Source organism: Paraburkholderia sediminicola (assembly GCF_046027825.1).
Classification (GTDB): domain Bacteria; phylum Pseudomonadota; class Gammaproteobacteria; order Burkholderiales; family Burkholderiaceae; genus Paraburkholderia; species Paraburkholderia sediminicola_D.
Genome location: NZ_JAQQDU010000002.1, coordinates 189048 through 204201, shown reverse-complemented (window position 1 = coordinate 204201; position 15154 = coordinate 189048). Strand labels below are relative to the sequence as shown.

General features: G+C 59.8%; 14 protein-coding genes. 8 read left to right on the top strand and 6 right to left on the bottom strand.

Going from position 1 to position 15154, the window contains the following annotated elements; all coding sequences use genetic code 11:
- Positions 1-31 precede the first annotated feature (31 nt).
- Complete coding sequence (locus tag PQQ96_RS02085) at positions 32-496, bottom strand: cupin domain-containing protein (RefSeq protein ID WP_408288073.1); 465 nt, start codon at positions 494-496, stop codon at positions 32-34.
- Positions 497-1009: 513 nt separating this feature from the next.
- Between PQQ96_RS02085 and PQQ96_RS02080 the strand changes: the two genes are divergently transcribed.
- Positions 1010-1801: an MHYT domain-containing protein gene (locus PQQ96_RS02080; protein WP_408288070.1), complete on the top strand. Its 792-nt coding sequence runs from the start codon at positions 1010-1012 to the stop codon at positions 1799-1801.
- Positions 1802-1864: 63 nt separating this feature from the next.
- Here the strand turns inward: PQQ96_RS02080 and PQQ96_RS02075 are convergent, their stop codons facing one another.
- Positions 1865-2311 carry an SRPBCC family protein gene (locus tag PQQ96_RS02075; protein ID WP_408288067.1) on the bottom strand — a complete coding sequence of 149 codons (447 nt, stop codon included), beginning with the start codon at positions 2309-2311 and terminating at the stop codon, positions 1865-1867.
- Positions 2312-2702: 391 nt separating this feature from the next.
- On the opposite strand from PQQ96_RS02075, the gene PQQ96_RS02070 reads away from it, so the two are divergent.
- The 4 genes from PQQ96_RS02070 (at position 2703) to PQQ96_RS02055 (ending at position 7377) form a co-directional block, all read left to right on the top strand.
- Entirely contained in the window at positions 2703-4355 is a 1653-nt protein-coding gene (locus PQQ96_RS02070; RefSeq protein WP_408288064.1) for an FAD-dependent oxidoreductase, read from the top strand.
- Between the two features lie 150 nt (positions 4356-4505).
- Entirely contained in the window at positions 4506-6074 is a 1569-nt protein-coding gene (locus tag PQQ96_RS02065) for an NAD(P)/FAD-dependent oxidoreductase (RefSeq protein ID WP_408288061.1), read from the top strand.
- 19 nt (positions 6075-6093) lie between these two features.
- A complete protein-coding gene (locus tag PQQ96_RS02060; protein WP_408288058.1) occupies positions 6094-6489 on the top strand; it encodes a c-type cytochrome in 396 nt (131 codons plus the stop codon).
- Between the two features lie 318 nt (positions 6490-6807).
- A complete protein-coding gene (locus PQQ96_RS02055) occupies positions 6808-7377 on the top strand; it encodes a YdeI/OmpD-associated family protein (RefSeq protein ID WP_408288055.1) in 570 nt (189 codons plus the stop codon).
- 237 nt (positions 7378-7614) lie between these two features.
- Here the strand turns inward: PQQ96_RS02055 and PQQ96_RS02050 are convergent, their stop codons facing one another.
- Positions 7615-9174 carry an FAD-dependent monooxygenase gene (locus tag PQQ96_RS02050; protein ID WP_408288053.1) on the bottom strand — a complete coding sequence of 520 codons (1560 nt, stop codon included), beginning with the start codon at positions 9172-9174 and terminating at the stop codon, positions 7615-7617.
- Between the two features lie 712 nt (positions 9175-9886).
- Between PQQ96_RS02050 and PQQ96_RS02045 the strand changes: the two genes are divergently transcribed.
- Entirely contained in the window at positions 9887-10228 is a 342-nt protein-coding gene (locus PQQ96_RS02045; RefSeq protein ID WP_408288050.1) for a hypothetical protein, read from the top strand.
- Positions 10229-10933: 705 nt separating this feature from the next.
- On the opposite strand, the gene PQQ96_RS02040 is transcribed toward PQQ96_RS02045, so the two are convergent.
- From PQQ96_RS02040 to PQQ96_RS02030, 3 genes are all read right to left on the bottom strand, one after another.
- Positions 10934-11530, bottom strand: coding sequence for a class I SAM-dependent methyltransferase (locus PQQ96_RS02040; RefSeq protein WP_408288048.1), 597 nt, complete (start codon positions 11528-11530; stop codon positions 10934-10936).
- A gap of 209 nt (positions 11531-11739) precedes the next feature.
- Entirely contained in the window at positions 11740-12783 is a 1044-nt protein-coding gene (locus tag PQQ96_RS02035) for a 2-dehydropantoate 2-reductase (RefSeq protein WP_408288046.1), read from the bottom strand.
- A gap of 137 nt (positions 12784-12920) precedes the next feature.
- Entirely contained in the window at positions 12921-13688 is a 768-nt protein-coding gene (locus PQQ96_RS02030) for a class II aldolase/adducin family protein (protein WP_408288044.1), read from the bottom strand.
- A gap of 190 nt (positions 13689-13878) precedes the next feature.
- Here PQQ96_RS02030 and PQQ96_RS02025 point away from each other — a divergent pair, with 190 nt between their 5' ends.
- Complete coding sequence (locus tag PQQ96_RS02025) at positions 13879-14583, top strand: Crp/Fnr family transcriptional regulator (RefSeq protein WP_408288041.1); 705 nt, start codon at positions 13879-13881, stop codon at positions 14581-14583.
- 168 nt (positions 14584-14751) lie between these two features.
- Complete coding sequence (locus PQQ96_RS02020) at positions 14752-15147, top strand: potassium channel family protein (RefSeq protein WP_408288038.1); 396 nt, start codon at positions 14752-14754, stop codon at positions 15145-15147.
- Positions 15148-15154: the final 7 nt, after the last annotated feature.

The following is a 15154-nucleotide window of genomic DNA, read 5'->3' as shown; positions in this document are numbered from 1 at the left end:
GTGGATCAAGGGACACCGGATATCGACGACGTCAGGGAACCATCTGCATGTCGCCCGGAGCTTGCGGCGGCAGCTTGATAGAAAGGACCTTGAATTCGCCACTGGTCGCCACAGCCCCCGCATGTACCGCTCCCTTCGGGATAATGATCAGGTCGCCGGGATGAATTTGACGCTGTTCGTCGCCTAACCAGAACGTGCCGCTCCCCGAAATTACGTACTGGATTTCGTCAGAACCTCTGTGCGTGTGCTTGGGTACGTTACCGGTCTGCACGGCGATGGTTCCGCTTGGCGTGACGACCAGGCCTTTCGAACGCAACGTGCCCATGTTTGGAATCTGTGAGCCAAGATCAGCATCGGTTAGGGCTGTCAGGTCAATGATCTGCGCCGTCAGCGGTGCGTTTGACGTCTGGGCTTGCGCAGGTGTGCCCAGATGGGCTGCAAACATGCCGGCAACAAAGGTAGCGGGCAATGCCGCGAGGTAGATGTATCGACGCATGTTCTTGTCCTTCCTGATTGAGTGGACCATGGGCGTACAGTGTTCTGAGCTGGCTTATCCGGGTTCGATTGTCGCACCATCGAGAAGGCGGCTCAAAGCAGGGCAACACCTGAGTACGCCCCGAACAAGGCATGCGAAAGGGGGCCCCGAGTTGAGGACGACGTCGGCGGGCGAGCGTTGACATGTAACACGTTGCGATCAGGAGAGCTCGTTGCCTCGAAGTCGGGCGGCCTCTCGCGCCGGCAATAACGGGCGATGCATCAGGCATCAACTTGCCCCAAACAGTCTTCATCCGGCTTCAATTCATCAATGAACGCCCAATCAACTTGCTCTAGAATCAACACTGCTTTACCGTTATCGGTCTGACGCGATTCGGTGGCGGAAGAGACTCAGATTGAATGCATCACCGCACAGGCCAGTGCGATGTGTCATGCTCAGTTCTTCGTCGGCAGAGAGGCCGTGCGAGGCTGTCAATAACCAATAATCGAGCTTTTGTGAAAAAGCCGCTGACCTATGCAAAGCAACTATAACTTCTGGTTGGTCGCCATTTCCCTTATCGTCGCGACGCTTGCCTCCTTCACGGCAATCGATCTCGCAGACCGGCTTTCCATACTGGCTTACGCTCGTGCCCGGCATCTATGGCTGGCCGCGGGCGCGTTGGCGATGGGCGTCGGCATCTGGTCCATGCACTTCATCGGGATGCTCTCGTTCTCTCTGAGCATCCCGATTGGCTACGATGTCACCCTGACTTGCTACTCGCTCGTTATCGCCGTACTCGTCTCCTGGTTTGCGTTGCATATCGTCACGCGGCAACGTCTGAGGCTGCCCCATGTTTTCGCGGGTGGGGTCCTGATGGGTTTGGGTATCGCCGGCATGCATTACATGGGGATGGCCGCGATGCTGATGAACCCCGCGATTCGCTACGAGCCAGGTATCTTTGCTGCGTCAATTCTCATTGCCATCGCAGCTTCCACCGCGGCACTGTGGGTTGCGAACACACTCCGTGGCGCGGATCAGAAACATGTGATGCGCAAGCGCATTGGTGCGGCTTGTGTCATGGGCATTGCCATCGCAGGTATGCACTACACCGGCATGGTCGCGGCGAATTTCCCCGTTGGATCGGTTTGCGGCGCAGCGAACGGCGTCAAGCCTCAATGGCTCGCCGCCGCCGTCATTCCGTTTGCGTTCGTGATTCTCATCGCGACGCTGCTTCTCTCACGCCTCGATGCCAGAGCCGCGTTTCTCGCCAATTCGGTCGCCCGGCTCAATGACCAGATCGATCGTATGCGAGGTCCGCTGCAGTGAGCGGTTGGCCAGCCTGCCTGCCCGGCTGGCTGGTATCACGGCCTGCTACTCACGCCGGTGTCGTCAGTCAGGGATCTCAGGCTCGACCAACTTTGCCAACTGAAACAGCGACTCCTGCCAGCCGAGGTAGCACATCTCCACGGGAATGACCTCGGGGATGCCCTCTTGCACAATGGTGAGTTCTGTACCGCACGACACCTGCCGCAATGAAATGGTCGCGTGCATCTGGCCGGGCAGATTCGGGTTATCGAATCGGTCCGAGTAGCGGATCTTCTCGAACGGCACCAGTTCGATGTACTCACCACCGAACGAGTGGATATTGCCCGTGCCGAAGTTACGGAAGGACATCTTATAAGTGCCACCCACGCGGGCATCCATGTGGTGGACCTGACAGGTGAACCCGTAGGGGGGAAGCCACTTCGCTATCGCATCGGGTTCGAGGAAGGCTCGATAGATACGTTCGGAGGTAGCGCGCAAGACGCGTTGGAGATGGACGGTTCCGGTAGCCATGGTGTGCTCGCTTTTCACTGGAGAAGTTGAACATACCCCTACGACGATTCGGCGATGCCGATATCGACATCGGTTGAGATCAGGAAAAACCCGTAGGCGCCGATTCGCCGCGCTTAGACCGGGGAACGGGCTCCAGCGAATAAACATTCGTATCCGAAAGTCATATACTGGCTTGGTCTGCCTGCTGTCTATCGCACAGCTATGGTATGCGTTCGCATAACTATTCGAACGGTATTAGTGCACTCAGTGCGGGAAGACTAACGGCGTTGTGCCCGCCTCGGATCGAACGCCAGCGGCTGAGCCGTCTGCTTGCGCACGTTCTTCTGGCCAGGCGGGCGACGTGAAATCAAGTGGACCGAGCTTCACTTCAATTGTCTGTTTGGACAAAGCCATGCTGACGATCGACGACATCCGGGCGATTCCACTGTTTTCAACACTCCCGGACGACGAACTGGAACATCTCGCGAACACGTGTGCAGACCTGCATCTGTGCGCGGGTGAGTTCGCGGTCCATGAAGGTGGCGAGCGCGCACTGTACGCCGTTGTGTCCGGCAAGATGGAAGTCATCAAGACGTTCGACGGTGTCGAGCGCACGCTGGGCTGGCGTCTGCCCGGAACCATCTTTGGCGAAGTGCCGCTCGCGCTGAGTTCGCCGTTTCCTGGCGCCTATCGGGCCGCGGAACCGTCGCGTGTCATGCGCGTGGACGCCCAGCGTTACTACGTACTTGCTGCGGCATCGCCAGACATTGCGTTCAGGATGGGCGCCCTTGCGCGCGAGCGTATTGGCGGACTGCAGGGCCTCTCCGCCGAGCCGCCCAAGACCCGCGTGACCATGATTGGAAGTCGCTGGGACACCGCGTGTACCGCGTTGCGCCAGTTCCTCGCCCGCAACCAGATCAGCTACGACTGGATGACACCGGATGCGCCCGAAGTGACGGCGCGCTGGCCTGGGACTTGTCCGCCGGAGCAGGATTGCCCGGCCTTGCGACTGGTCGACGGGACGGTGCTGAGCCGACCCACGACACGAGAGCTTGCGGAGTTGCTGGGTCTGCAGACACAGCCTCGCCTTGCCGAATACGACACGATGATCATTGGTGGCGGGCCGGCCGGTCTCGCTGCGGCAGTGTACGGTGCGTCGGAAGGCTTGCGTACTGTGGTGCTGGAGCGCGAAGCGCCAGGCGGGCAGGCCGGGACCTCCTCGCGCATTGAGAATTACCTCGGCTTTCCCAACGGCGTGTCGGGCGACGAACTGGCGAGCCGTGCACTGCAGCAGGCGAGGCGGCTAGGTGCAGAGATTCTGGTGACACGGTCTGTCGATCGAATCGATGTCGCCGGCCGTAGCGTTCACCTCGACGGAGGTGAGGTCATCCGGGCGCGAACGATCATTCTCGCGACGGGTGTCACGTGGCGCCGCCTCGCGATCGACGGCTTCGACCGGTTTATCGGTAAAGGCATTTACTACGGCGCGTCACGCAGCGAAGCGAACGCTACTCACGGCCTCGACGTCTATCTGATCGGTGGTGGAAACTCGGCCGGCCAGGCAGCGTTGTACTTTGCCAATCATGCGCGCATGGTTACGCTTGTCCTGCGGGGCGATTCGCTGGAGAAGAGTATGTCTCGCTATCTCGTCGAGCAGCTTCGTGGGAAGTCAAACGTAGAAGTGCAACTGCGATCGGAAGTAGTCGGTGCGCACGGCGATCCCCATCTGACAGCGATCGACGTACGTGATGGGTTGAGCGCAGAGGTGCGTCGACACGACTGTGGTGCATTGTTCGTGTTCATTGGCGCCGATGCAGAGACGGAGTGGTTGCCGGAGGAAATCGCACGCGATGTGCGCGGATATGTTCTCACCGGCGACGACGTCGTCAAGGCGGGACGCTGGTCCCATAGCCGGGATCCCTACCTCCTCGAATCGAGCGTTCCTGGCGTGTTTGCCTGTGGAGATGTGAGATTGAGCCCGGTGAAGCGCGTCGCTTCAGCGGTCGGCGAAGGCAGTATGGCGATCGCGTTTGCTCACAAATATTTGCAGCACGACGCGAGTTAGCATTGGGTACTACGCCCAAACGCAATCCCCAGGCATGCGCATCCAGATGACCCGGGCCTTTGCAATCCGGGGTGCCATCTGATTTCGTTCGCCATCGTTTCTCTCCAGTCGGGGCCCCACGTCCTTATGTCGAGAATGACCACCCATGCGATGAGCCGTCGGCACCTGCTGACGCTGATCGGCAAGAACCTCGGCGCGGCCGCCATGATGCAAGGTATGAGCACGTTGGGGTTCGCTGCTGCCTCGACCTATGCCGGACCGATCAGACTCGATGGCGCGCCCAAAGGAACGCGAATTCTCGTGCTCGGCGCGGGCATGGCCGGCCTCGTCGCGGCCCTTGAGTTGAGGAACGCGGGCTACCACGTGCAGGTGCTCGAGTACAACGACCGCGCGGGTGGCCGGGCCTGGACTGTCAGGGGCGGCGATCGTTATACAGAACTCGGCGGTGCCACCCAGTACTGCGATTTCGCTGACGGGCTTTATCTGAACCCAGGGCCGTGGCGCATTCCGTATCACCACCAGGGCGTACTCGACTATGCCAAGCGCCTGAGGGTGCCGCTCGAGCCGTTCATCCAGGTCAATTACAACGCCTACCTGCATTCGACGGAGGCTTTCGATGGCAAGCCGCAACGATTCCGGGCGGTGCAGACCGACTATCAAGGCTATATCGCCGAACTGCTTTCCAAGGCAATCCGCAAGGACGCACTCAATGATGCGTTGTCAGTCGACGATGCGCATCTGCTACTCGAATCCCTGCGCCAATGGGGTGCGCTCGGTCGGGATGGTCACTACCAGGCGGGCGGGCGAAGCAGTGAACGCCGCGGATTCGCGACCGCGCATGGCGGTGGGCTGATGCCCGCCGCCGTACCGTCGGATCTGCTCCCGCGCGACCCCTTGCTTGCATCGCGTTTGTGGCAATGGCTCTCGTCTGGAAACGAGCAGGACTTCCAGAGCACCATTTTTCAGCCCGTCGGCGGAATGGACAGGATTGCCCATGCGCTTTATTCGCAGATCGCGAGCGCCGTGGTGTTCAACGCCAGAGTCACGGCCATCTTGCAGGACGAGCAGGGCGTCACAGTGCGCTACACCGATACGACCACCCGAACCGAACGGAACGCACACGCGGATTGGCTGGTGTGCACCATCCCGCTCTCGATTCTGAGTGAGATCGACATTGCGGTTGGCCCGGCCATGCGTGCCGCGATCGATGCGGTGCCCTACGAGACATCGGTGAAAATCGGCTTGCAATTCGGCCGGCGATTCTGGGAAGAAGATGAGCAGATCTACGGCGGCATCACGCATACTGACCTGCCGATCTCGACGATCGGCTATCCGGCAACAGGGTACGGATCGACCGGTCCTGCGGTGCTGCTCGGCGCCTACATGTGGGGGCCCGCCAGCTATGAGATGGGTGCGCTGCCCCCTGCGGAACGGATCGCGGTGGCACTGAGCCAGGGCAGCCAGATTCATCCTCAATACGCGAGCGAGTACCAGAACGGCTTCGCGATGAGCTGGAGCCGGTCGCCGTTCACGAATGGCTGCTTCGCGGCCTGGACGGATGCGTTGAGAAAAGCGCATTACGAGAATCTCTGTCAGATCGACGGACGGATCATCCTTGCCGGAGAGCACGCTTCCCATATCCCGGCATGGCAGGAAGGCGCTGTGCTGTCGTCGCTGGATGCGATCACCCGGTTGCATCGGAGAATCGTCAATGGATAGGCCGCCGCTGATCCTCAGCATGATGCTGATGGCCTGGCTGTTGGGAGCCGCGACGGTGGTATCGGCTCAGGCCGTGGCACAGGACGAATCACGCACCTTCACGATTTCGCCGGGCTACCGCTTCACCGAAACAGGCGGCGAAGCGCTTTACAACGCTACCTGCGCGGGATGCCATATGCCGGATGGAAAAGGTGCACAGGGCGCGGGTCACTATCCGGCGCTCGCTGACAACCCGGCAGTCGAAGCAGCACCCTACGTCATCGTCAACGTACTGCACGGCCGAAAGGGGATGCCATCCTTTGGCGACGAGATGAATGACGATCAGGTCGCTGCTGTCGTCAACTACACGAGAACCCATTTCGGCAATCGATTTGCCGGAGATGTCACGCCGAGCCAGGTTAGAAGTCTGCGCTGAGTTCACGTGGCATGGCTGTCGATGCGTGGCCTCTTTCAAGGTATAACGGTCCGCGGTGACCGCATCTCAGTCGAACACATCTATCCGCAGATGCCGACGCCCGACATCACCGAAAAGAAAGTCAAATGACATGAAGGGGGAGAGTTGGATCTGAAACGATGCGCACTCGTGCTCACGCTTGGCGCATGCTTCGCTCCGATGGATACACGCCGAATTGTCGATAAATCAGGTATTCCCAAATCCGCGCAATTCGGTAATCTGCGAGGTTTCAGTGAACGAAAGAGCCTCGCTGCCTGAATGCAACCATTCGGATCCTCCATGACTGAGCCTCGTCTGACATTCCTTGACCAGAATGAATGGGAAAACTGGTTGACGCAAAACGGCGGTACCTCGACCGGGATATGGCTGCGCCTTGCCAAAAAGGGCGCGGGGCAGCCAACCTTGACTTACGAACAGGCGCTGGAAAGTGCCCTTTGTCATGGCTGGATCGACGGTCAAAAACAGACTGAAAGTGAAGAATACTGGTTGCAACGCTTCACTCGACGCTCCGCAAAAAGTATCTGGTCCAGGCTCAACAAAGACCGGGCCGAAGCGCTGATCGCCGCAGGCAGAATGCTTCCTTCGGGCATGCGAGAAGTCGAGAAAGCCAAAGGGGACGGCCGCTGGGAGGCTGCCTATACGTCGGCCAGCAACTCGGTCGTGCCGGACGACCTGCAGGCCGCACTGGCTGCCAATCCCAAGGCCAGCGCGTTCTTTGCGACGCTGAATGGCCGAAACCGCTACGCCATCCTGTTTCGGATACAGAATGCCAAAAAGCCTGAAACACGGGTGCGCAAGATCGAGGAGTTCATCGGCATGCTGAATCGCGGCGAAACGATTCATCCCTAGACCAGGAAGTTCGACAGCCGATGAAAGTCGCCGGACGATGCTGCGCTCAAGGCGGGCAACCCGCAGCGCTCTCCAGGGCTCAGCGCTGGCGAGCGTCGATCAATGCTGGCTTACGGTTTATTTATTTCTTTGGCCGCTATTGGCGCGTGAGCGGCCGTTACGAAAGTTTGGACGATCCAGGCCATGTCCAAACGGCTTCTGTACCCAACAAACCGGCCTTTCCAATGATGCTATCAACTAGGCGGATCCACCCGCATTCCTGGGCTTGCCGAACCAGCGCGCTAAGGCCTCGGCAATCTCTTCTTCGTGAGGGGCGGCTTCAGTTGCCCATGCGACGAACCCATCGGGACGCAGTAGTACAGCGCGCAATCCCAGCCCTTCCTTGACGTCGCTCGCCACATAGGTGACCTGTTCTCGCCAACGGCTCACAAGTGCCCGAAGCGATGCGCTCGGGTCGAACTCCAACAGTAGGCCTTTTCCTTCGCGCAGAAGGCTGCCCACCTTCGTTCCGTTGACCAGTTCGAAATCAGGCGTACTGCGGCCTATCAGAGGGTGAGTGGTGCCAAGGGTGTAGCGGAGCGAAACCCCCCACACGCGCTCCGCAAAGTAGGTCGCGCCATCGCGAGTCTCGATGAGATCACGGATGACGGCTGCAAGCGCGCGCGTGCTTTGGGTGGGGCGCATGAGTGCTACCTGTGCGCGCGACCAGTCGAGAACCTCTTCTCCTACCGGATGCCGTTCCCGCTGATAGCTGTCGAGCAAATCGGCCGGTGCGTCGCCACGAATCGTGGATGCGAGCTTCCAACCCAGGTTCATCGCGTCTCCCAGACCCAGATTAAGCCCTTGACCGCCCAGGGGAGAGTGGATGTGTGCGGCATCGCCCGCGAGTAGCACGCGTCCTTTGCGATAGGTTGTCGCCTGAAAAGCTCGATCCGTCCAGGTCGTAGCGAGCACAAGTTTCGTCAGCGTAATATCTTTGCCAGACACGCGACGCAGGACCGCTTGCACATGCTCTAGCGTAACTGGCTGGATTCGATGAAAGGCACCGCCGTCGAAATCAACCATCGCGATTGTGCCGGGCCGCGCATAGGTGTACATGCCAGTGGGCGTGTAATGCCGGCCGGGGAGGAGCGCCTCCGGGTCGGCCATTTCGACTGCGACCGAATAGCCCGTGAACTCGGGATCGGTGCCAACGAAATCAAAGGCGCCTGCTTTCCGAATTGCACTGCGGCCCCCATCGCAGCCGACAAGCCAGCGTCCGCGAAAAGTCTCCGCGCTGGCGTGAACGGTCACACCCTCGTTTGATGTCTGAAATTCGCCGGTACTGACGCCACGCCGGATTTTGGCTCCCATCGCACACGCTCGGCGCGCCAGCACGGTTTCGAGTGTCTCGAGTGCGACTGCCATGCTGGTGTCGGCTGGGCCTGGCAGGCGAAATGGCCACTTCGAGCTTTCGATGTCGTCGTGATAGAACTGAATGCCTGCGAAGTGGCCGGCAGGCCGACGCGGCTGTTGCATCCAGTGCGCGGCCGTAGCAGTCTTGCCGGCGGCATCGTTCGCACGCTGCGCCGCGATAACTTCGTCTAGCAATCCGCGACGATAAAAGGCTTCAAGTGTGGGCGCCGACAGGCCGCGCATCCCAAATGGAAGGCGCTTCAGCGGAGAGTGTGGGTCTCTGGCTTGTTCAAGCACCAGGACCGAGAGGTCAAACAGGCGCAGCTCGCAGGCGAGAAACAGGCCGACCGGACCGGCTCCAGCAATGACGACGTCGTAAATATCTTGATGATGCTCGTGCATGAACTACTCCTTGTCGATGTTCGACCGGAGCGTTCCTCAATCGAGAGAACCACACAGACGAACGTTTAGACGCTTGAACAGCGCCAAATATTCGTCGTGGGGATCTCGTGCGCGAGGCCAAAGACCAGAGCTTTCGTTACCGAAAGGACTTGGGCTTACCAAACCAAGTCTGCCTTTTCCGACGCGGTTTTATAACATGGTAGCGAAGCGGCGGCAACAACTGCGGCGCTCGAAGCCGTGCGATCGCGCTTCTGATCAATCAGTTCACCGTGAGCGAAGCGTGTGATGCCGGGCTGGATTTAACGTCGCTGACCGTTACGTCCAGTTAGCAGCCCCTTGAGGGTGCGACCGCACGACTCGCTAAAAATCTCATCGCTGGCTGCGATAGGGGCGAGCGCAGGAATGTTGACCCGCTCGCCTGCGGCGATCGGCTGTAGTGCGAACAATCCCATGCCATTGGCCGCTGCCGCTGCCGAAAGCGCCGACCCGATTAATTTTGGCGCTTACCAACGCGGCATCGCAAGCACTCCTTCGTGCGGCCGCTGCCAGCTAAAGCACGAACTGAACAACCGGGAATGACCCGGACGGAAATCGTATTCACACGAGGCGGCTTTTGTTTGGCGGCGGATGTAAACGCTAGAATCGCGGTTCGCCAGACCCATGGTAGGAGTCTGGAACCAATGCTGAACTGGGAAGTAGTGGGGAATATGGTATGGAGAAAGGTAGGTTTATTACAATCGCTTTCACCGTCGTCGCGGCGTCCTTAGCTGGTTGCGCGAGCGTGGCGGAAAAAAACGCGGACCAGTGCGAACATATGATGCAAAGCAAAGCAGAACCCGCGCTCGTTTCGGTGAGCGAAAAGCAGCCGTCGCCAGACGGCCGCACCGTGCTCGTAACAGGCGTGGTCGAAGACCAGCGCTTAAATACTGTCGTACCTGCAAAAGTGGAATGCCGGTTCGACGGCAAGTCGCTTGCAGCCTTCCATTGGCTAGCTCCCGCCACGTTGGCGGATGCAGATGACACGCGTGCCAACGCCCGAAACTTGGCGCATTAGACAAAGCGAAGGTGCAACGACTTGTGGCACTGGCACCAATACTAAATTAATCGCCCCCCAGTTTCTGCACGTTCTCCGTCACGCGCAATGGCCGGGTGCCGCGCGTCGACCAATATGAGATCTCTCATCGAGACTGCCGCGCCACAGTCCGGCGCGCGCTGCTGACGAACGGCGCAACCCGCGCGGTCGGCCTGGCAGGGGAGCACACGTTTCGAGCTCCAAGCACCAGCGGTGAGTTGGTTCTCATGTCTGGCGCTTTATTCCTGTAGGGGGCTAATCAGGTTGCGATTCTCCCTAACAATTCGCAGCGCATGCTTCGTTGAACCTGATTGTGTCATCCAGCCTTTCGCGCTTGAGGATGCGGTCCTTTGTCAACCCTTCTCTTTGCTTTCTCTTTTCTTTCACTCGGCAATCGCCACCATAAAACGGCGCTCGGCAGCGCTCGGCCAACTGGTTACTTCCCCCCTTGCACTCATGACCAGCTCGCCCGCGGAGATCGGCTGCAGTGCGAACAGTCCCATGCCATGGACCGGTGAACGGCGTGCCGTGACGTGTCGCAATCGCGTGATGTCGTTTCCTTCGGGTGCGTCAGTCAATTAGGGTAGTTGATTTGCAATCCGAAGCACGCGTCACGATCACCAGTCGCGCAACCAGCAGAAACCGATGTTCGACCCAAAGCGGCGGCCGGCGCGGTTGACCCGGAGCCTATGCCTTCCTCTTCCGAACGATCAGACGCGCTATCCGCTTCATCGAGGATGCGCTGATGACGTCCTGCTCGAAGAGCACATCGCACTGTTCGCTCGCAGGCAGGATGACAAGCTGTCGATCAAATGAGGAGTAGAGTCGCCCAGCCTTATCGCGTAGCGACTCATGCTCCGTGACTCGCCAACTGACGTAGAGTGTCCCTCCCGGACGCAGCAATGCGATCAGCGAGGCCATCGCCTCGCTGATCCTTGCCGGTTCAAGATGCATGATCACGGTCTCACACAGCACGTTCTGGTAGGCACCTCGCTCAGGCCCATCAAGTTCTGGCAGGGTTCCCTGCTGAAAACTGATGGCTGGATAAGCCGCTCGCGCCTCATCCAGCAATCCCTCGGAAGCGTCAACGCCGATAGCCTGGAAGCCGTTTTCAGCCAGCCACGCGGTATCACGGCCTGCACCGCATCCAATGTCCGCGGTAAGTCCTGGTGCAAAGTATCGACCCAATAACGCGTACATGTCGCTGGGCGCATCCTGTTCGAGCCATTCACGGGCATAGGATCCGGCCTGCGTGTTGTAGGCCGCTAATGTTTCCGAATCCATTCAGACACTCCGGTTTGAAGGGGGGGCGACAAACAAATGATCCGTATAGGATCCCAAGTGTAAGACCCGTGAAGGATGAAATACGTCTGCGATGATTATCGCAGGTCGTCAGTCTATCAACGCGTATTGCTCGAGAGGTCTTCCGCCGCGTGTGACCGCTATGCAGACGGAGGAGGGATCTTGAACAGAGGATGCGCGCGCGCCAAGCTTCAGCGCCTGTCGTGCCGTGCCGAAGAAGCACGCGCTGCAGCCCGAATCTGAGCCAGCAGGGCTTCGCCCGTCCACGAGGGCCGCACGTCGCTCCGCTCGGCTTCCCGCACAAGCTCGCATAGCCGTTCGTTCACCGGCGCGGTTCGACCGAGACCTTGTGCGAGGCGCACGACTTCGCCGTTGATCCAGTTGATTTCCGTCGCGCGTCCGGCAGCCAGATCGTCGGACATCGACGAGCGCGCGAGTGGATCGATCGTCAGCATCGTGCGGCCCAGCCGCTCGAAGATCGCATCAGGTACGCCGAGAACGCGCGGTACCCAGGTGGCCGGAAGCGGCGTCACTTTGGCCGGCCGTATATTGGCCTGCTTCAGAAGCGCGAGCGCTTCCTTCTGCGCCATGGCGAGGCACAGGCGATAGGCACGTTGCGAGAGTTCCTCCTTCAAAGGGCGGTTCGCTAGCGCGTTGATTGCATTGTTGAGATTGAGCAGCAGCTTCGCCCATTGCACCGGCAACAGGTCGGCGTGCTGGATGAGCGGCAGCCCTGCTTTTCTGAACTCGTCGACGAACGGCTGCATGGCCGGCGCGTGCCTGATCTCCAACTCGCCGCCTGAGCCTTGATGAAATGCGCCAGGACCGCGTTCGACGACATTGAATGGCACCATCCCCTCCAGCACCGTGTGCTGTGGAAGGGCGGCGCGCAGAACGTCCGCATTGCCAATGCCATTCTGCAAGCTCACGACGATCGTACCGGGGCGCAGCACGTTCGCCAGTTCGGCGGCGGCCGTGGCGGTCGCGGCAGACTTGACGGTGACGAGTACGAGATCGGCTGCGGCGGCACTGGCCGCGTCCGTCGATACGTCGATCCGTTCCGACGGCGCATGCCAGCGGCTATCGTCGTGCCGCGACAGCGTGATGCCATGGTTGCGCAACTGGTCGGCCACGCGCGCGCGCCCAATGAAACTGACGTCGCTGCCCCCGGCAAGAAGTCGTCCGCCGACATAGCAACCAATTGAGCCGGCGCCGTAGATAAAGATTTTTGCCATACAGGTTCTCATGTGACCTACCCAATACGCACCCGCGCTGCGTTGAATCAGCAAACGCGGCCCATGACGCTCACGCCGTTCGCCCAGCACATGCGACCGTGCGTGTCGTGCGCGGTGCCCGGTGCGAACGGGCAGTGTTAGTCAGCGTAGCCGGGGTTGCGGCGGTCGAGTCGACGGAGCAGCCCGGGCCATACCAACGCCCCAGGAGACATCCCCCTCGTCGCCATCCGGATCTGCTCCTTGATGCCGCCGAGAATCGGCTGCCCGATGGGCGTCAGTTTTCCGCCGCCGGCCTGGGCACGCACCTGAATCATGCAGGACACTTCGAAGAAGTACATCGCGACGAATGCGTCCGCCGGCGCAGCGCCGACCGTCAGGAGGCCATGGTTGCGCAGCATCAGGTAAGTGTTGCTGCCGAGGTCTTGCACGAGGCGAGGTTTCTCGGCTTCATTGAGTGCGATGCCCTCGTAGTCGTGATAACCGAGCGAGGCCAGCACGCCGAGTGACTGCTGCGAGAGCGGCAGCAGGCCTTCTTCCTGCGCGGACACGGCCACGCCGTTGACCGAATGAGTGTGCATCACGCAATGGGCGTCTTCGCGTGCCGCATGCACGGCGCTATGGATCGTGAAGCCGGCCGGATTGACGTCATAGGGCGAGTCGGAAACCTTGCGGCCGTCGAGATCGATCTTGACCAGCGACGACGCGGTGATCTCGTCGAACATCATGCCGTACGGGTTGATCAGGAAATGGTGCTCCGGACCGGGCACGCGTGCCGAGATGTGGGTAAACACCAGGTCATCCCACCCAAACAGCGCGGTGAGGCGGTAGGCCGCCGCGAGATTGACTCGTGCGTCCCATTCGGCAGGCGATACGTCGTTCTTCAGACTGACATCAGATGAGGCCACGTCGACACTCCTTATTCGATGATTCAAGCAATGGAATAACCTGGGGCAACGCCCTGCGAATCGCGCATTCGGTCCCGGCGGCGCAGCGGGTGCGCAACGGGCCAAAGTCATTGCGTCGTCAGGTGCGAGTCCACATGATGTTCGCAAACCCGCCTAAAATCTGTCCGATACCCGACAGGTCGACGCGCCAATGGAATCCAGCCTGCACCGCTACCGGTCACAACTCGAAACGACTCCGTGGTTTAAAGGCCTGCCTGTCGAGTTGCAGGACTATCTGATCAGCCATGCCAATCTGCTCACGCTGGAAAAGGGGCAACCCCTGTATCGGCGTGGCGACCCGTCGTATGGACTGTACGCCATACTGGGCGGCGCACTGGCTATCGGCACAGTCGGGGTGGATGGGAAAGAGGCGTTGCTCGCGGTGCTCGGACCGACTGCATGGTTGGGGGAAATCTCGCTGTTCGACGGGCTGCCCCGTCCGAACGACGCCACTGCAATCAGCAGGACGCTTTTGCTGCACGTACCCGCGCCTGCGCTGCAAAGCCTGCTCGATTCCACCCCTCGCTATTGGCGCGATTTTGCGTTGTTGATGGCACAAAGACTTCGGGTTTCGTTCGAGAACACCGAAGCGATGGCGCTGTTGCCCGCGGCGCAGCGCCTGGCGAGTCGCTTGCTGGTGATCGCCGGGGGGTATGGCGGCCTTAACGCCGCGCAGACCAGGATCATGCTTTCACAAGACAGTCTCGCTTCCATGGTGTCCTTGTCGCGGCAGACCACGAATCAGTTGCTCAAGAATCTCGAAAGCCAACGCATCTTGAGTCTGAAATTCGGGGAAATCGTCATTCTGGATTTCGACCGGCTGCGCGCGGCTAGTCTTGGCGACTCGAATTCGTGAGTGTGCAGTGTGGTGCATTTGCGTACGCGACAATACAGGGCAGGGTGGACAGCAAACCTACTCCATGCGTCTGTTCGGACCTGGACGAGTAGTCTGGATTGACTCCGTCATACTATGCATTTTTGGCTTCGGACCACGAGCGGCCAGAAAATATACGAGGTTCATGAGATGGACGATGCACCCAAGCACGATGTTCGTGCCCAGATCCGGCCGCGCCATGCGATTGCCGAGTTTTCCAGGATTCTCTGGCATCTGCGAAGCATTCTGGCTAGCCTGCTGATTCTTTTCCTAATTCTTTCGGTCACGATGTATTACGTCGGTGGTGCCGTCAATGCAACCACACGGGCGCACTCATCGTTTGGCGAAACTTTCTACTTTTGTGCGATCACCGCGCTGACCATCGGTTACGGCGACGTGGTCCCGATCACGGCGCTTGGGCGAATCGTCGCGGTATTGCTTGGGATGCTCGGTCTGTTGACCACGGGTGTCGTCACCGGTTGCGCGGTTTACGGTATCCAGATGGCTGCGCAGCGGGCTGGCTTCCACACCGGTGGGCGCGGATGACGGCGGG